Origin of the sequence: Curtobacterium sp. MCBA15_004 (assembly GCF_001865055.2) — a bacterium.
In the GTDB taxonomy this organism is placed as follows: Bacteria; Actinomycetota; Actinomycetes; order Actinomycetales; family Microbacteriaceae; genus Curtobacterium.
The window spans coordinates 886,229-902,745 of sequence record NZ_CP126266.1 but is presented as its reverse complement, the minus strand read 5'-3'; the positions used below and the strand labels follow the sequence as shown (position 1 = coordinate 902,745).

Below are 16,517 nucleotides of genomic sequence, written 5' to 3'. Positions count from 1 at the left end.
CACCCTCGGAAGGAAACAGCATGCCGCCTGACGACAACGAGGTGTGGGGCCCCGGGGAGATGACCCGGGCGCTCAAGCGCATCGAGACGAAGGTCGACGAGGGCAACCGCACCGCCATCACCCGTGAGCTCTACGAGCGCGATCGGGAGAACGACGGCGAGCGGTTCGACCGGATCGAGGCCACCCAGACCGCGGACCGCGCCGACGTCGCCCGCCGCTTCACCGAGCTCACGGAACGCTCCCGCTGGTCGACGGGCAACTGGCTCGCGATCGGGCTCGCCGTGTTCTCCGGCGCGATCGCGCTCTACACCGCCTTCGGGCATGGAGGTGGCTGATGCGGCACCGTGCACACCTCGCGACGCGCGTCATCGTCGCGACGCTCCGCGCCCGAGCGGTCCCGATCCTCACCGGCGGGCTGTTCCTCGCCGCCGCGCTCGTCGTAGCGCTCATCCTGTTCCAGAACCAGGCCAGCATCGACACGCTCCGCGGCCGGACCGGACAGCTCACCCAGCAGAACCGGGACCTCACCGAGCAGCTCGGTCAGGCGTCAGGGCGCTACGACCGGCTCTTCGACGAGTACCGGGCGCTCTTCGACGAGTCCACACAGCAGGGCGTCACCCCATCGACCGTCGACCCGTCCGACGTCCCATCGAAGGCTGTCGCTGGGTCGCCCGGAGCCGCAGGCGCGACCGGCGCTTCTGGCACGGACGGCGACGACGGCCGGGACGGGCGCGACGGGAAGGACGGCGAGCAGGGCGCTACCGGCCCCACAGGAGCGACGGGAGCAACCGGCGCGTCCGGAGAGACCGGAGCAACGGGAACGGCTGGCACAGACGGCGCGACAGGGCCGCAGGGACCCGCCGGACCAGCAGGCGCGAACGGCGCGGACGGGAAGGACGGCCGCGGCGTCGCCTCGATCGACTGCATCGCGACCAACGCCGGCACCGCGTTCCGGTTCACCTACACCGACGGCACCACCACCGACGTCCCAGGCAGCTGCACCCCAGCCCCCACCGAAAGCTCGACCGGCTGACCGCGGCGAGCGCCGCCACAATGCACGAAGCCCCCTCCCATCACATGGGCGGGGGCTTCGTCGGCGTCTTGGCTATGCGATGCGCAGCACGTCTGCGTACCGGTCACCGGCGCTGCCATCGAAGTAGTTGGCATGGGTGATCTTGACCGTGTCGATTGAGTCCGAGCCGATGAGGACGATGTCCATGCTCGGGTCGTCTCGGTACTGTTCCTCGATCTCGGCGTACCGAGAGACGGCGGCAGCACCGTGCTGTCCGAACGAGATCTGGTCGAGTAGGCGGCCTTCGTGTCGGTCGAAGACGAGGATGAAGTGCTGGATAGCGCTCATCGATTGCTCTCTCTCAAGTGCTTGGAAGCTTCGAGTCTACGCTCGGAGTGGAGCTGGACCATATCATCCGGCACTGGTTCACCGTACTCCTGCATCGCCATGATGTCCGACGCTGTACGCAGGAACAGTTGGACCGGATGGTCTCCGTCCTGCTTGAGGTTCTCGCCAACGAAGGCCGAGTAATACTCAGTCGCGAGTGCCCAGTTGTGCATGACCTTCGTACGGAGCTGCACCTCGACTGCGCGTTCTTCGTAGCTGACGACGACATGCACACCCCGGTAGCCTGACTCGCGCGGTGACTGAACGTAGTCCGAGTAGCGAATCACCGGGAGCCTGCCGTTCCGGATGCGATCCTCGAGTCGCCGTAGGTCATCGATCGTGGGTACCACGGCCCGGCATCCACCGATGTCCTGCATCCTGGACAGGTCCAGGTTGGGCTCGCGGCCGAGCTTGTCGAGGATGGTCTGCCGACGCTTCAGCCGCTGCGATACCTCCGCCTCGACACCGATCGTCCTCGCCCGTGATCGCAGGCCGTTGTTCGCTGAGACCAGAGGTGTGTAGTGCGCCGCGCGCCATCGTTCCATCGTCTCGACGGCGTCGTAGAAGTGACCAGGATCGGGATCGTCTCCACGCAAGAACTTGCGGATACGGCTGCCCGCCTTCTTCACCTGGCTCGTACTCGGAACATCGTGCGCCACGGTTCGAACCTTACCTTCCAGCCAAACGAGGAGACCCCCTTGAGCATCTGTGCTCGAGGGGGTCTTTCGTCGTTCGCAGCTACTGGCGGAGAGCGGATGCGACTGCGGCGGCGTCAGCTTCGCGGGAGCGCCGCCGGTCGGCACGCTCGACCGTGGTAACGCCGTCGACGATGAAGTAGCCGGCGGCGACGATAAGGAGCAGCCCGACGGCGAGGACCGCATTGGTGTTCGCGAAGCCTGCCCAGACGGTGAGGCCGATGGCGGCGAGGAGCACGAACACGGCGGCGGCGAGCTGCAGCAGCGCCGGAATCTTCCAGCGAGTACGAATCATCCACGTCATGAGGGAGACTGTACCCCGGGGGGCGCAGGGTGAACAGCCCTCTTCATCGGCTCAGTACCGCGGATGACCGCTGCCGGAGCCTGCGGTTAGAGGAGACCGCCGCGGATGTCCCTGACTTCGTCGGTGAGCGTGCGGATGGCGTCCCGGATGAGCTTTAGCGCCTCGTCGCTCGCGGTGCCGGTTCCGATCATCCCGTCAAGCTCGTCGAGCCCGATGAGGACGCGGTCGAGGCGGTCGCCGCGATCGTTCCCACTGACGCCAAAACCTTGCACAATCTCGCCTGCCATGCGTTGAACGCTAGCCGACGGAAGCTCTCGGTGTCGAGAGAGATTCAGCAGTCGGCAGAGGCCGCACAACGTCGCGCCGGACCCACGCGCGCTGCAGACGGCCCTGCCAGAGCCCTGTCAGTGGCCGGCGAGATCCGACCGTGCGCCGGCGAGCGCCTTCACGCCGAGCGCCTGCTGTGATCTCAGGTGAGCGCTGAGACGTCTCGCTTCTGCCCAGCGGCAGTGCGCAGGATGTTCGCGTGCCTCACTCCCCCAACTACCTGAATGACCGACAGCTGCAGGTTCTCACCTGGGCCGTAGCCGGATCTGCCGACGGATCTTTCGCACTGGGCGACTACGCCCACCGCATCACGGCGCGCGCGCTCGAGAGTCGCGGCCTACTGAAAGTCACCGGTCGTGGCACTACTTGGTCGGCTGTGGCGACAGAAAGCGGCGTGGCCCGACTGGCTGCAGAGCAATCGGTCGATCGAGTTCAAGAGCAGGCGCTGACCGCAGGAGCGCAGTTGATCGCGGACGTCATCTCGGCAGGCGGTTCTCTGGACGTCACTGGAACGGGGGACCTGCGGACCGACTGGGATGCCCTGGTGCGCAACGCCAACCAGTCAAAGGCGCGCCCCCCTGGACAGCATCTTACGCGAGCGGCCCGCGCCGGCTCTGGACGCACCGTCTTGCGTTTCAAGCCGAACTACTGGGAACTGACGGACAAGCCAGACGTCCCAGTGCCCTCGCGCCTGCGAACGATGCACGCGGCGGTTCAGAAGTATGCCGATGATGCCGACTGGCAGTACGTCTCGAGGGCGCATGCCTCGCGCGCGGCTCGCGTTCTGGAAGCGCTGGCTCGTGCGAGCGAACAGCTTGGCATGGAGGTTCACGCAGGCAAGCCGTGGTGGAACCCCCCGAGGACATGGCAGCAGAGCAGGCAGGACGCATCACATCTCGTTGTCTTGCGAGAGCCGCACTCCTTCCGGATCACAGTTCGTGAGTTGAAGGGCGAGGGGTCCGAGCGTCGCGACCACACTCGCCCCTCGAGCTCGCGCCTCCCGCGGTGGCAAGAGATGCAGCACTACACGTTCGTTTCGACGGGGCGGCTCGAGGTGGAGACCAGTGGACCAGGCCTGTCTTCTTTCATGGTCCGTGACACCAGATCTCAGACGCTTGAATCGCAGCTAGGACGCGTCTTGCAGGCAATCGAGGTCGGATCGCTCGAAGCGCGCGACCTTGCGGACCTGGTTGCAGAACGCGAGAGGCTTGCCCGCGAGCAATGGGAGTCCGCGATGACTCAGGCGCAGGCGGAGTGGGAACTTGAGCAGCGGGTGGAGCTATTGAATCGACGCGCGGAAGAGTGGGAGCGACGCGATCGCGTCGCCCGGTACGTCGCAGCCCTCGAAGTCATACCTGACCTTCAAGCCGAGGACGTTCGGTGGCTTGTCTGGGCTCGGGACTGGCTCGCATCGACCCCCACGCCTCTGCCGGCTCGGACCTTCGAGCTTCCAGCGCCTCGACGCGAAGAACTCCAACGATACCTCCACGGGTGGAGCGCATACGGCCGGAAGGCGGCACCACCGCGGACCGGGTTCCCGGAGCAAAGCGGTGAATAAACGGTGAATCGGCCCCGCTCGCGCTGGGCCAACCCCCGTCATTGCGTACCCCCGGTGAGATTCGAACTCACAACTCGGCGATTTTAAGTCGCATGCCTCTGCCAGTTGGGCCACGGGGGCGGGCCGCAACAGCCTACCGACGCCGCAGGGCGGCCACCCCGTCCGGGGTGACCGCCCTGCGTGTCGAGCTGGTGCTACTTGGCGTCGGCCGTGGCCTCGACGGGCGCGGCGTCCTTCGAGACGTCCTCGGCCGGGGTGGCGTACGCCGGGCCAGCGGCGTCGGCGGGCTTGCCCTCCTCCGGAGCCGGCGCGGCGGCGGGCGCCTCGACGGCGGCCTTCGGACGCGACGCGAACGTCTCGAACGCGGTGCGCGGGGTCTCGCGGTCGTCGAGCGACGCGATGTCGCGGCCGAGGAAGAAGCCACCCACCCAGTCGCCGATGACGCGCCACTTGCGCTCCCACGACGGCATCGCCAGGCCGTGGTAGCCGCGGTGGGCGCCCCAGGCGAGGAAGCCCTTCATCGCGAACTTGCCGGACTGGAACACGCCGGTCCCGAGGCCGAGGCCCGCGACCGCACCGAGGTTCGCGTGCTTGTAGTCGACCGTCGCCTCGCCGCGGATGACCGCGACCAGGTTCTTGGCCAGCTGCTTCGCCTGACGGACCGCGTGCTGGGCGTTCGGGACGCAGAAGCCGCCCACGCCGCCGCCAGTGAGGTCCGGCACGGCCGCGACGTCGCCGCAGGCCCACGCGTCGGCGACCACACCGTTGTCGTCCACGACCCGGAGGTCCGGCTGGACGCGGATGCGACCACGCTGCTCGAGCGGGAAGTCGGTGCCCTTGACCATCGGGTTCGCCATGACGCCCGCGGTCCAGATGATGAGGTCGGACTCGATGGTCTCGATCGAGTCGTCCTTGGCCTTGAGCTGGCAGACGCCGCCCTCGGCCGAGGCGAGCTGCGTGTCGAGGTGCACGACGGCACCGCGCGACGCGAGGTTCTCGAGCACCCAGTGCGACGTCTCGAGCGAGACCTCGGGCATGATGCGGCCCATCGCCTCGACGAGGTGGAAGTGCGTGTCGTCGAAGGACAGCTCGGGGTAGCTCTTCAGCAGGTCCGAGGCGAACGAGCGGAGCTCGGCGAACACCTCGATGCCGGCGAAGCCACCGCCGACGACGACGACCGTGAGCAGACGGTCGCGCTCGGGACCGGCCGGCAGGGTCGCTGCCTTGTGGAAGTTCGTGAGGATCTTGTCGCGGATGGCCGCGGCCTCCTCGATGGTCTTCAGACCGATGGCCTCGTCCGCGACGCCCGGGATCGGGAAGGTGCGCGAGACGGCACCGGCGGTCATGACGATCTGGTCGTACGACTCCTGCCACGGCTCACCGACGGCGGGCGTGATGGTCGCGGTCTTGGTGGCGTGGTCGACCGCGGTGACCTTCGCCGTGACGACGCGGGTCTTCTTGAGGTGACGGCGGTGCGAGACGATCGCGTGGCGCGGCTCGATGGAACCGGCGGCGACCTCGGGCAGGAACGGCTGGTACGTCATGTACGGCAGCGGGTCCACCATGACGACCTCGGCTTCGCCCTGGCGAAGGTGCTTCTCGAGCTTCCAGGCGGTGTAGAAACCGGCGTAACCGCCGCCGACGACGAGGATCTTGGGCACGGGGGATGATCTCCTTGGATGGGGGTTTGCCGAGAGTCAGGTCAGACTTCGCCGCCACCCGCCCCGACTCCAGCGTCTGCCAGGCCATCATACGCCCGGCACTCACACCGGGAGGGCGACCAGGCGACTCGTTCGAGTGCGCGGTCGCCGATGGGGTTGACGCCGGGTCCGGCGGCGAGTGCGTGTCCGACGAGCGCGTGCAGGCACTTCACGCGGGTGGGCATGCCACCTGCGCTGATGCCGTCGATCTCGTCGACGTGCTCGATGGACTCACGGTCGGCCAGGTAGGACTCGTGCGCGGCCCGGTACTGCGCCGCCACGGTCTCGTCCTCGAGCAGGGCAGCCAGTTCGGGCATCACCTGGTTCGCCTCGAGGGTGCTGACCGCGGCGGTGGCCGCGGGGTGGCACAGGTAGTACAGGGTCGGGAACGGGGTGCCGTTGCCGAGCCGGGGCTTCGTCGACACGACGGTCGGGTTGCCGCAGACGCAGCGTGCCGCGATGCCGATGACGTCACGCGCCGGTCGTCCTAGCTGCGCCGAGACGACCTGGATGTCGCGTTCGGAGGGCGGGTCGAAGGGAGGTGTCGTCACGGGCACGTGAGCCTAGCGGAGTCCCGGCCGGGGGCCTACTCGGTGACGGCGCACCCCTTCCGGCGGTCGAGCCCGGTTCCCTGCTCGGGTCGGGCCCGGCTCACTTCCCGGTGGAGGACCCCGTCGGCTCGCCGGTCCCCGAGACGTCGGGCGCCACGAGCTGCTCGGTGGTCTTCTTGGTCAGGCCGGACTCGAGCACCGACGACAGCATCGCCTGCACCCAGTCGACCTTCGGCGTCTGCACCTTCGTGCTCACCGGGCTGCCGGAGTCGGTGGTCGTCCGGTCGTCACCGCGACCCTGGTCGGCGCCCATGACGAGGTAGCTCTCCTCGCCCGGGTAGACGTAGAGCAGCCGGTCGCGCGCCTGCGCCTCGATGTACGCGGGGTCGTCCCACCGCGCGACGTCCTGCTTCTTCTGCGCGACGTCGGCCTTCTGCGCGGCGACCTCGCGCTGCTGCTGGGCGATCTGCTCCTGCTGCTGCACGAGCGTCCGCAGCGAGGGCGCGAGCACCACAACGAACAGCACGATGATCGCGAGCATGAGCAGGCTGAACCCGGAGAACCGGATCGAGCGGTACCAGGGCTGCTCGCCCGTGCCGGTCGCCGGCATGGCCACGGGGACGCGGCGGACGCGGGGCTTCTGACTGGGCACGGTCCGACGATAACCCGGGCCGGGCGGTCCCGTGGCCCGGCACGCGGACCGTCGTGCGTCGCTCGGCACCCTCCCAGCGGCCGGGAGGCGCGGCCCACCTCCGCCGCGAGGGGCGCGTCACCACACGGCTGGCCGGGCCCCCCGAGCGGGCAGGACGTACCGCTCACGTCCGCCGCGCGGGCCGGATCGGTCGGGCGGCGGCGCCCGTCGTGACGGATCGGGCCCGCTCGGCGACGGTGACGGGCGCGCCGCCGAGCGGGCCGGACGTGCCGGGAACGGCGAGACGCCGCCCTCCCGGAGGAGGACGGCGTCCGACGTGTGACGGTGTGCCGACTACAGGGCAGCGGCGCGCGGGAACGCGGTGCGGCCGGCGTAGACCGCGGCGTCGCCGAGCTCCTCCTCGATGCGGAGCAGCTGGTTGTACTTCGCGACGCGGTCCGAGCGGGCCGGGGCACCGGTCTTGATCTGGCCGCCGTCGACCGCCACCGCGATGTCGGCGATGGTGGTGTCCTCGGTCTCACCGGAGCGGTGCGACAGGATCGCGGTCATGCCGTGGCGCTGCGCGAGGGAGACGGCGTCGAGGGTCTCGGTCAGGGTGCCGATCTGGTTCACCTTGACGAGGATCGAGTTGCCGGCCTGCTCGTCGATGCCCCGCTGCAGACGCTTCGGGTTCGTGACGTACAGGTCGTCGCCGACGAGCTGGAGCTTCGAGCCGAGCTCGGAGGTGAGGTGCTTCCAGCCCTCCCAGTCGTCCTCGGCGAGGGCGTCCTCGATGGTGACGAGCGGATAGTTCGCGACGAGGTCCGAGAAGTACCCGGTGAACTCCTCGCTCGAGAGCTGCTTGCCCTCGAACGTGTACTTGCCGTCGTGGAAGAACTCGGTGGCGGCGACGTCGAGGCCGAGCGCGATGTCCTTGCCGGGCGTGAAGCCGGCCTTCTCGATCGCGGCGAGCAGGAAGTCGAGCGCGGCGCGGTTCGACGCGAGCTCCGGCGCGAAGCCGCCCTCGTCGCCGAGGCCGGTCGCCAGGCCCTGCTTCTTCAGCTCGCCCTTGAGGGCGTGGTACGTCTCGACACCCCAGCGGAGCGCCTCGGAGAAGCTCTCGGCGCCGTAGGGCACGAGGAAGAACTCCTGGATGTCGACGTTGGTGTCGGCGTGCGCGCCACCGTTGACGACGTTCATCAGCGGGACGGGCAGCGTGTGCGCGTTCGGGCCACCGAGGTAGCGGAACAGCGGCAGGTCGGCCGAGTCGGCGGCGGCGCGGGCCACGGCGAGCGAGGCGCCGAGGATCGCGTTCGCACCGAGGCGCGACTTGTTCTCGGTGCCGTCGAGCTCGATGAGCGCGGCGTCGACGAGGCGCTGGTCGGTGGCATCGAAGCCCTCGAGCGCCGGGCCGATCTCGTCGAGGACGGCGTCGACGGCCTTCAGGACGCCCTTGCCGCCGTAGCGGTTCGCGTCGCCGTCGCGGAGCTCGTACGCCTCGAAGGCGCCGGTGGATGCACCGGACGGCACGAGTGCGCGCGAGACCACGCCGTCGTCGAGGAGGACCTCGACCTCGACCGTCGGGTTGCCTCGGGAATCGAGGACTTCGCGTGCTCCTACGGCATCGATCACGGCCACGGGGTACTCCCTACACGTTCGGTTGGTGATTGCGGGGTCGATCCTAGCGACGCCGGGTGGACGGCAGTCGCCCGTGACGTCCCGCGGACGGACTCAGGCGAGCGGTCGGAACTCCACGCCCTCGAGCGTCTCCGTGTCGGCGCGCACGCTCGCGAAGGCGTCGAACCCCTGCTCGGCCAGTCCCGCGAGCAGGTTCTTCGTGTTCTTCGTCCGTCGCTCGAGTCGGACGCGTCGGTGTGTCGCGAGCGCCTCGGACTTCAGCGCCGCGAGCCGGACCGGGTCGACGTCCTTGTCGTACACGAGCACGACGGCGTCGGACTCGGCCGACTCGGGCAGCGTCACGAGGTCGACGAGCCGCTCGAACCCGAGCGAGAAGCCGACGGCCGGGACGTCCTGGCCGAGGAACCGCCCGATCATGCCGTCGTAGCGTCCGCCCCCACCCAGGCTGTAGCCGAAGTCGGGGTGCGCGACCTCGAAGATCGTCCCCGTGTAGTAGCCCATGCCGCGCACGAGCGTGGGGTCGAAGCGCAGGTCGACACCGGGCAGCGCCGAGCGCAGACGCTCCAGGTCGGCGAACGCCTCGGCGTCGAGCCAGTCGGCACCGCGGGCGGTGTCCCAGTCGGCGGCCTCGAGCGCGCGGATGGTGTCCTCGAGCCCGGGCAGGTCCGCGCCGATGACGTCACGGAGCTCGGCGGCCACGCCGTCCGCGCCGATCTTGTCGAGCTTGTCGACGGTGATGAGCGCGCGGTCCGCCGTCGCCGGCTCGGCGATGCCCCACGAGGCGAGCAGGGCCAGCAGGATGCGGCGGTCGTTGATGCGGATCGTCGTGCCGGCGATGCCGAGGGCGTCGAGCGCCGCGGTCGTCGCGCGGATGAGCTCGATCTCCGCCAGCTGGCCGGGCTCGCCGAGCACGTCGATGTCGCACTGCACGAACTGGCGGTAGCGCCCCTTCTGCGGGCGCTCCGCACGCCACACGGGAGCGATCTGCACCGATCGGAACACCGACGGCAGCTCTGCCCGGTGCGAGGCGTAGAAGCGGGCCAGCGGGACGGTGAGGTCGAACCGGAGCCCGAGGTCGGCGAGGTCGAGCGGCGCCTCGGCCCGCTGCAGGTCTTCGACGCCCAGCCCGCGCTTCATCACGGCGAACGCGAGCTTCTCGTTGTCGCCGCCCAGGCCGGAGTGCAGGCGGGCGGCGTCCTCGACCACGGGGGTCTCGATCTCGTCGAACCCGTGGCGGGCGTACACGTCGCGGACGACGCCGAGCACGTGCTCGCGCCGGGCCTTGTCCGCGGGGAGGAAGTCACGCATGCCACGGGGTGCCGTCACGGTCGTCGCCATGCCTCGATCCTGCCAGAACGGGTACCGCCGGTTGCGCACCCGACTGGCCGGTGATACGCTACATCCAGAACCTCGGTTCGGTGACTGCCTGATCCGGTCACCGGGCCGTTCGCGGGGACGAAGTGCTGCAACGTCGCCCCGCGGTTCGAGCGGGTGTCCCTGGCGATGCGTTCCCTGGCGCGTCGCGACCCGCTCGCGGGCGTCCTCCTTTTTCGGGTTGGGAGGGCGCCCGCTTCTCGTTGTCCGGCGGTCGGCCACACCGGTCAGCCGCATCGGTCGGCCACACCGGCGGTGCACGCCGGCCAGCCCCACCGGCCAGCCGCAGCGGTCGGCCTCGCAGGTCGCCCTCGCCGGTCGGCCACGCCGACCAGCCCCGCCGGTCAGCCGCGTCCCACCTCCGCCTCGTCTGCGTCACGCCCCCGGGCCTCGAGCATCCCGACCGCCGCCCGGAGCCCGGCGACCGGGTCGATCCCGGCCGCCCGTGCCGCGGCCACCTGCTCGAGCACGGCGATCCCCCACCGGGCGTCCGCACCGGGGTCGCTCGACCCGTCGGCCTGCGACTCGTCCGCACGCCCCGCACCTGCCGACGCCACTCCGTGTCCCGCGCCGGACGCACCGGCACCGGCACCGGGTGCGGCAGCGGTACCGGCACCGGCACCGGGTGCGGCAGCAGTGCCGGATCCGGCACCGGTCACCGCCGCCAGCACCGCGTCCGCGTCGCCCCGCTCCTCGAGCCGCTCGAGCAGCTTCACGGCTCGCTCCAGCGGCGGCATCGCCCGCGGCACCCCGTCGAACACGCTCCGCCGCCCGGCCTTCTCCGCCGCCTTCGCCGCGCGCCACACGCGGACGACCTCGTCCTCGGTGTCGGCGCGCTCGTCACCGAACACGTGCGGGTGCCGGCGGACCATCTTGTCCCGGACGCCGGCGGCGACGTCCTCGAGGTCGAACCCACCCGCGGCCGCGGAGACCCCCGCGTGCAGCACCACCTGGTAGAGCACGTCGCCGAGTTCCTCACGGAGGTCGTCGTCGTCCCCCTCGTCGATCGCGTCGACGAGTTCGTACGCCTCCTCGACCGCGTAGTGCGCGAGCGAGGCGTGGGTCTGCGCACGGTTCCAGACGCACCCGCCCTCGGGAGCGAGCAGGCGGTCGACGACGGCGACGAGGTCCGGGACGGCGGTCATGCGGCCACGCTCGCACGCGGGGCCCGGTACGATGGGCCCAGGTGTGTCGGGAAGTCTGGTCGACGGTCCGTTGCCCGACCCCACACCCCGGAGGACCATGTCGGCACTCGTCCGCTCCCCCCGCTTCAGCGCGATCGCGCTCCTCACCGCCGCCGTCCTCGGACTCGTCGTGGCGAACTCGCCGCTCGGCCCCGGGCTCGAACGCGCGCTCGACGCGCACTCGCCGTGGGGTGCGGTCGGCCTCGACCTGTCGGTGTCGCACTGGATCAGCGACGGGCTGCTCGCGGTGTTCTTCCTGCTCGTCGCGATCGAGCTCAAGCAGGAGCTCGTCGACGGGGAGCTGTCGAACCCGAAGACCGCGGTGGTCCCCGCCATCGCAGCGGTCGGCGGCGTGGTCGTCCCCGCGGGCATCTACCTCGCCGTCACCGCGGGCACGGCGTACCAGCACGGCTGGCCGATCCCGACCGCGACGGACATCGCCTTCGCGCTCGGCGTCCTCGCGGTGTTCGGCCGCGGACTGCCCTCGACCCTGCGCGTGTTCCTGCTCGCACTCGCGGTGCTCGACGACCTCATCGCGATCGTCATCATCGCGGTGGTGTTCGCGCGCGGGACGGACTTCCTCGCCCTCGGCGGTGCCGTCGTCGCGCTGCTCGTCTTCGCGGTGCTCGGTCGACTGCTCCGTCCCGGTCGCAGCGCGCAGACGTGGATCGTCGTCGCGATGGTCCTCGTCGGGCTCGTGACCTGGTGGCTCGTGTACCACTCGGGGGTCCACGCCACGATCGCGGGCGTCGCGCTCGGGCTCGTGCTCCCGCGCCGGCCCGCACACACGCTGCACGAGCACGTCGAGCCGTGGTCGAACGCGGTCGTGCTGCCGGTGTTCGCCTTCGCCTCGGCTGCGGTCGTCGTCCCCGCCGTGGGCATCGGGGACCTCTCCCCGACGTTCTGGGCGGTGGTGCTCGCGCTCCCCGTCGGCAAGGTGCTCGGCATCACGCTGTTCGGCGTCGTCGCGACGAGGGTGTTCCGCGCCCCGGGCCGGTCGCGCCTGTCCTTCGGCTCGATCGTCACCGTCGGCGTGCTCGGGGGCATCGGCTTCACGGTGTCCCTGCTCATGAACGAGCTCGCGTTCGCCCGGAACGAGGAGATCCTCGACGAGGGCGTCCTCGCCGTCCTCGTCGGATCCGGCATCGCGATCGTCGCCTCGGCGGTCGTGGTCAGCGCGAAGGCGCGGCACCACCGCGCCCGCCGGGCGCTGTCCGAGGCCGAGGTGACCGAGTAGGTCGACGCGCTGCGGCAACACCGCCGTCGGACGACAACGGCGACGTCGCGCCGAGGCCGCATCCGCGACGGGGCGCGACGAGCGGTCTGCCGCGACCCCGGGGCGGACGGGAGGCGCGGTACCAGCCCGCCACGTGCCTCCCGTCGGACCACGGGACGGAGGGGAGGCGCGGTACCGGCCCGCCACGTGCCTCCCGTCCGACGACGGGACGGGCCGGAGGCGCGCTGCCGGCCGGCCACGCGCCTCCGGTCCGAGAGGACGACCCGACGGGCCGAGCCGGTCAGGCGACGCGCGTCAGGCGGCGGTCGACTCCGCGGGTGTCTTCGACGCCCCGTAGACCGCCGTCAGGATGCCCTCCACCCAGTCGATGAGCGCGTCGTCGGGCAGGGTCTCGCCGTGCGGCTTCGGCAGCGGGATGCTCGACGCGTCCTGCTGCGGGAACCAGCGCGCCCCCGGGTACATCCGCGCGAGCCGGACCTGCGCCGAGTCGGGCAGCTCCTTGCCGGCGACCCGCAGGTTGGAGCCCATCACGACGACGTCGGACAGGCCGACCTGCTGCGCCATCCGCCGGAGTCGGGAGACCTCGACGAGCGTGCGCACCGCCTGCGGGGGCTGGCCGTAGCGGTCGGTGAGCTCGTCGAGCACCATGTCGATCGCCTCGGGCTGCGCCGCCGGGGCCGACGCCGCCGAGAGCTTCTGGTACGCCTCGAGGCGCAGGCGCTCCGACTCGACGTAGTCCTCGGGGATGTGCGCGTCGACCGGGATCTCGAGCCGGAGCTCGGTCTGCCCCTCGGCGACGTCACCGCGGAACTGCGACACCGCCTCGCCGATCATCCGGAGGTACAGGTCGAAGCCGACCCCGGCGATGTGGCCGGACTGCTCGCCGCCGAGCAGGTTGCCCGCACCGCGGATCTCGAGGTCCTTCATGGCGACCTGCATGCCCGCGCCGAGCTCGTTGTTCGCCGCGATGGTCTCGAGGCGGTCCTGCGCGGTCTCGGACAGCGGCTTGTCCGGGTCGTACAGGAAGTACGCGTAGCCGCGCTCCCGGCCACGGCCGACGCGACCGCGCAACTGGTGCAGCTGCGAGAGTCCGTACTTGTCGGCCTTGTCGATGATGAGCGTGTTCGCGTTCGCGATGTCGAGGCCGGTCTCGATGATGGTCGTCGAGACGAGCACGTCGAACTTCCGCTCCCAGAAGTCGACCATGACCTGCTCGAGGGCGCCCTCGGACATCTGGCCGTGCGCGACCTGGATCCGGGCGTCGGGGACGATCTCGGCGAGGTGCGATGCGACCGACTGGATGTCCTTGACGCGGTTGTGCACGTAGAAAACCTGGCCCTCGCGGAGCAGCTCGCGCCGGATCGCCGCGGCAACCTGCAGGTCGGACTGCGGTCCGACGAACGTGAGGATCGGGTGGCGGTCCTCGGGCGGGGTGGCGAGCGTCGACATCTCGCGGATGCCGGTGACCGCCATCTCGAGCGACCGCGGGATCGGGGTCGCCGACATCGCGAGCACGTCGACGTTGGTCTTGAGCTTCTTGAGCTGGTCCTTGTGCTCGACGCCGAACCGCTGCTCCTCGTCGATGATGACGAGTCCGACGTCCTTGAACTGGATGTTCTGCGACAGGATCCGGTGCGTGCCGATGACGATGTCGACGGTGCCGTCCGCGAGGCCCGCGATCGTCTCCTTCGACTCCTTCTCGGACTGGAAGCGGCTCAACGCGCGCAGGTGCACCGGGAAGCCGGCGAACCGCTCCTGGAACGTCTCCATGTGCTGGCGGACGAGCAGCGTGGTGGGCACGAGGACCGCGACCTGCTTGCCGTCCTGCACGGCCTTGAACGCGGCACGGATCGCGACCTCGGTCTTGCCGTAGCCGACGTCACCGGACAGCAGCCGGTCCATCGGTATCGGGCTCTCCATGTCGCGCTTGATCTCGTCGATCGTGGTGAGCTGGTCGGCGGTCTCGGCGAACGGGAAGGCTTCCTCGAGCTCTCGCTGCCACGGGGTGTCCGGGCCGAACGCGTGGCCCTTCGACGCCATGCGCGCCGAGTAGAGCTTCACGAGGTCGACCGCGATGTCACGGACCGCCTTGCGCGCCTTCGACTTGGCGGCCGACCAGTCCGAGCCGCCCATCTTCGACAGCGTCGGGTTCTCGCCGCCGACGTAGCGGGACAGCTGGTCGAGCTGGTCGGTCGGGACGAAGAGCTTGTCACCGGGGTAGTTCCGCTTCGACGGTGCGTACTCGAGCACGAGGTACTCGCGCTGCGTCTTCACGGCGTTCCGGCCGCCGGAGCTCACCTCGCGCGAGACGAGCTCGACGAACCGGGCGATGCCGTGCGTCGCGTGCACGACGACGTCGCCCGGCTTGAGCTGCAGCGGGTCGACGACGTTCTTGCGACGACCCGCGAGCTTCTTGACGGTCCGGGCGCCCTGCTGGACGCTGCGGCCGTAGAACTCGGCCTCGCTCAGGACGGCGATGCGCGGATCGGGGGTGGCGAAGCCCGCCTCGACCGACGCGGTGGTCACGACCGCGACGCCGGGCTCTGGCGGTGCGGTGAGGTCGCCGGCGCGGGCGGCGACACCGGCGTCGGCGAGCACCTGGACGGCGCGCTCGACGAGGCCCTTGCCCTGCGCCGTCACGACGACCGCCCACCCGTCGTCGACGAGCTGCTTGACGTGCCCGACGGCACCGTCCGCGCTGCCGGCGAAGCTCGGGATCGACTCGGCCCGCACGCGGATGTACTCGCCGGCCTCGCTCGCGGCCTCGGCGTCGGTGAGCACGCGGTCGCGGTCGCCCTCGTCGAGCCCGGAGTCGAACGGCGTCACGGTCCACCAGGTGCGCTGCCCACGGCCGTTCTTGAGCTGCTGCACGGTCAGGAAGTTGCCGGCGTCGAGGTCGATCGGTGCCTGCGCACCGGCGACGGCGGCGCTCCACGCGGCCTGCAGGAACTCGGTGTTCGTCTCGGCCAGGCTGTGCGCACGGCCGCTCACCCGCTCCGGGGACAGCACGGCGATCGTCGCGGCCTCGGGCAGGTACGAGGTGATCGGCACGAGGTCCTGCACGAGCGCGGGGGCGAGGGACTCCATGCCCTCGACCGGGATGCCCTCGGCGATCTTGGCGAGCATCTGCGACAGGTTCGGGAACTCGTGCAGCATCTCGCGCGCCCGCTGCCGGACGTCGTCGCTCAGCAGCAGTTCACGCGAGGCGGTGAGCTCGACCACGCCGAGGTCGTCCTCGGTGGTGCGCTGGTCGGCGACCGAGAACGCCTTGATGGCCTCGATCTCGTCGCCGAAGAAGTCGACGCGCACCGGGTGGTCGGCGCCCGGCGGGAAGACGTCGAGGATGCCACCGCGGACGGCGAACTCACCACGACGCGTGACGAGGTCGACGCGGGCGTACGCGAGGTCGACCAGCTGCGCCGCGATCCCCGCGAGGTCGTTGCCGCGCGAGTCGGTGCGGAGGACGACCGGCGCGAGCGAGGTCAGGTTGCCCGCGATCGGCTGCAGCGCCGCACGGACGCTCGCCACGACGACGACGGGACGGCGATCGGCCGGGTCGGCGTCATGCCACGCGGCGAGCGTGCGGAGCGTCGCGATGCGGGTGCCGACCGTCTGCGCGCTCGGGCTCAGGCGCTCGTGCGGCAGGGTCTCCCACGCGGGGAACTCGAGGACCTCGGCATCGGGCACCGTGCACGTGAAGGCGCTGCGGACCGCCTCGGCCTCGCGCCCGGTGGCGGTCACCACGAAGAGGCACTGCGGGCCGGAGCGCTCGGCCAGGAGGGCGGCGAGCAACGGCACGCGCAGGCCGTCGACGACGGAGAAGTCAGCGTCACGCCCGGCGGCGCGGAGGACGCGATCGAACGCGGAGGCGCGCGAGAGCGCAGGAATGATGCCCGAGATCGTCACTCAGGAGATGGTA

General features: G+C 70.4%; 15 protein-coding genes and 1 tRNA gene. 4 read left to right on the top strand and 12 right to left on the bottom strand.

All coding sequences use genetic code 11. The features are described 5' to 3' along the window. The first annotated feature begins 20 nt into the window (after nt 1–20). Entirely contained in the window at nt 21–335 is a 315-nt protein-coding gene (locus tag QOL16_RS04250; RefSeq protein WP_071282574.1) for a hypothetical protein, read from the top strand. Next, on the top strand, nt 335–1,033 hold the full coding sequence (locus QOL16_RS04245) for a collagen-like protein (RefSeq protein WP_071282572.1): 699 nt from the start codon (nt 335–337) through the stop codon (nt 1,031–1,033). Before QOL16_RS04250 ends, QOL16_RS04245 begins: the two co-directional genes overlap by 1 nt. A 72-nt stretch (nt 1,034–1,105) precedes the next feature. Here the strand turns inward: QOL16_RS04245 and QOL16_RS04240 are convergent, their stop codons facing one another. From QOL16_RS04240 to QOL16_RS04225, 4 genes are all read right to left on the bottom strand, one after another. Further along, the gene (locus QOL16_RS04240; RefSeq protein ID WP_071282570.1) at nt 1,106–1,360 is read right to left on the bottom strand and encodes a hypothetical protein; all 255 of its coding nucleotides are present in this window, start codon (nt 1,358–1,360) and stop codon (nt 1,106–1,108) included. Continuing rightward, on the bottom strand, nt 1,357–2,058 hold the full coding sequence (locus QOL16_RS04235) for a RelA/SpoT domain-containing protein (RefSeq protein WP_071282568.1): 702 nt from the start codon (nt 2,056–2,058) through the stop codon (nt 1,357–1,359). The genes QOL16_RS04240 and QOL16_RS04235 overlap by 4 nt, the downstream gene beginning before the upstream one ends. Nucleotides 2,059–2,137: 79 nt before the next feature. Beyond that, nucleotides 2,138–2,398: a hypothetical protein gene (locus tag QOL16_RS04230; protein WP_071282566.1), complete on the bottom strand. Its 261-nt coding sequence runs from the start codon at nt 2,396–2,398 to the stop codon at nt 2,138–2,140. 86 nt (nt 2,399–2,484) lie between these two features. Next, entirely contained in the window at nt 2,485–2,685 is a 201-nt protein-coding gene (locus QOL16_RS04225; protein WP_071282564.1) for a hypothetical protein, read from the bottom strand. A 239-nt stretch (nt 2,686–2,924) separates the two neighbouring features. Here QOL16_RS04225 and QOL16_RS04220 point away from each other — a divergent pair, with 239 nt between their 5' ends. Beyond that, on the top strand, nt 2,925–4,283 hold the full coding sequence (locus QOL16_RS04220; RefSeq protein ID WP_139266297.1) for a hypothetical protein: 1,359 nt from the start codon (nt 2,925–2,927) through the stop codon (nt 4,281–4,283). A gap of 46 nt (nt 4,284–4,329) precedes the next feature. Here QOL16_RS04220 and QOL16_RS04215 read toward each other — a convergent pair. The 7 genes from QOL16_RS04215 to QOL16_RS04185 form a co-directional block, all read right to left on the bottom strand. Next, nucleotides 4,330–4,403: transfer RNA gene (locus QOL16_RS04215), tRNA-Leu, on the bottom strand. 74 nt (nt 4,404–4,477) lie between these two features. Next, nucleotides 4,478–5,944, bottom strand: coding sequence for an NAD(P)/FAD-dependent oxidoreductase (locus QOL16_RS04210; protein WP_065961794.1), 1,467 nt, complete (start codon nt 5,942–5,944; stop codon nt 4,478–4,480). A 41-nt stretch (nt 5,945–5,985) separates the two neighbouring features. Beyond that, nucleotides 5,986–6,534: a DUF501 domain-containing protein gene (locus QOL16_RS04205; RefSeq protein WP_065961837.1), complete on the bottom strand. Its 549-nt coding sequence runs from the start codon at nt 6,532–6,534 to the stop codon at nt 5,986–5,988. A 100-nt stretch (nt 6,535–6,634) separates the two neighbouring features. After that, nucleotides 6,635–7,186 carry a septum formation initiator family protein gene (locus tag QOL16_RS04200; RefSeq protein WP_083394898.1) on the bottom strand — a complete coding sequence of 184 codons (552 nt, stop codon included), beginning with the start codon at nt 7,184–7,186 and terminating at the stop codon, nt 6,635–6,637. A 333-nt stretch (nt 7,187–7,519) separates the two neighbouring features. Then, the gene (gene eno, locus QOL16_RS04195; protein WP_065961793.1) at nt 7,520–8,803 is read right to left on the bottom strand and encodes a phosphopyruvate hydratase; all 1,284 of its coding nucleotides are present in this window, start codon (nt 8,801–8,803) and stop codon (nt 7,520–7,522) included. Between the two features lie 93 nt (nt 8,804–8,896). Then, a complete protein-coding gene (gene hisS, locus QOL16_RS04190) occupies nt 8,897–10,141 on the bottom strand; it encodes a histidine--tRNA ligase (RefSeq protein WP_071245501.1) in 1,245 nt (414 codons plus the stop codon). Between the two features lie 380 nt (nt 10,142–10,521). Then, nucleotides 10,522–11,322 (bottom strand): MazG family protein, encoded by an 801-nt coding sequence (locus QOL16_RS04185; protein WP_071282560.1) that lies wholly within the window; start codon nt 11,320–11,322, stop codon nt 10,522–10,524. Between the two features lie 97 nt (nt 11,323–11,419). Here QOL16_RS04185 and nhaA point away from each other — a divergent pair, with 97 nt between their 5' ends. Beyond that, nucleotides 11,420–12,598: a Na+/H+ antiporter NhaA gene (gene nhaA, locus QOL16_RS04180; protein ID WP_071282558.1), complete on the top strand. Its 1,179-nt coding sequence runs from the start codon at nt 11,420–11,422 to the stop codon at nt 12,596–12,598. 294 nt (nt 12,599–12,892) lie between these two features. Here nhaA and mfd read toward each other — a convergent pair whose 3' ends face one another. After that, nucleotides 12,893–16,504 (bottom strand): transcription-repair coupling factor, encoded by a 3,612-nt coding sequence (gene mfd, locus QOL16_RS04175; protein ID WP_071282556.1) that lies wholly within the window; start codon nt 16,502–16,504, stop codon nt 12,893–12,895. Between the last annotated feature and the right edge of the window lie 13 nt (nt 16,505–16,517).

Coding starts and splice junctions, on each gene's coding strand:
- QOL16_RS04245 (WP_071282572.1), top strand. CDS start 335: ATGCGGCACCGTGCACACCTCGCGACGCGCGTCATCGTCGCGACGCTC.
- QOL16_RS04225 (WP_071282564.1), bottom strand. CDS start 2,685: ATGGCAGGCGAGATTGTGCAAGGTTTTGGCGTCAGTGGGAACGATCGC.
- hisS (WP_071245501.1), bottom strand. CDS start 10,141: ATGGCGACGACCGTGACGGCACCCCGTGGCATGCGTGACTTCCTCCCC.
- QOL16_RS04240 (WP_071282570.1), bottom strand. CDS start 1,360: ATGAGCGCTATCCAGCACTTCATCCTCGTCTTCGACCGACACGAAGGC.
- QOL16_RS04250 (WP_071282574.1), top strand. CDS start 21: ATGCCGCCTGACGACAACGAGGTGTGGGGCCCCGGGGAGATGACCCGG.
- QOL16_RS04230 (WP_071282566.1), bottom strand. CDS start 2,398: ATGACGTGGATGATTCGTACTCGCTGGAAGATTCCGGCGCTGCTGCAG.
- QOL16_RS04185 (WP_071282560.1), bottom strand. CDS start 11,322: ATGACCGCCGTCCCGGACCTCGTCGCCGTCGTCGACCGCCTGCTCGCT.
- nhaA (WP_071282558.1), top strand. CDS start 11,420: ATGTCGGCACTCGTCCGCTCCCCCCGCTTCAGCGCGATCGCGCTCCTC.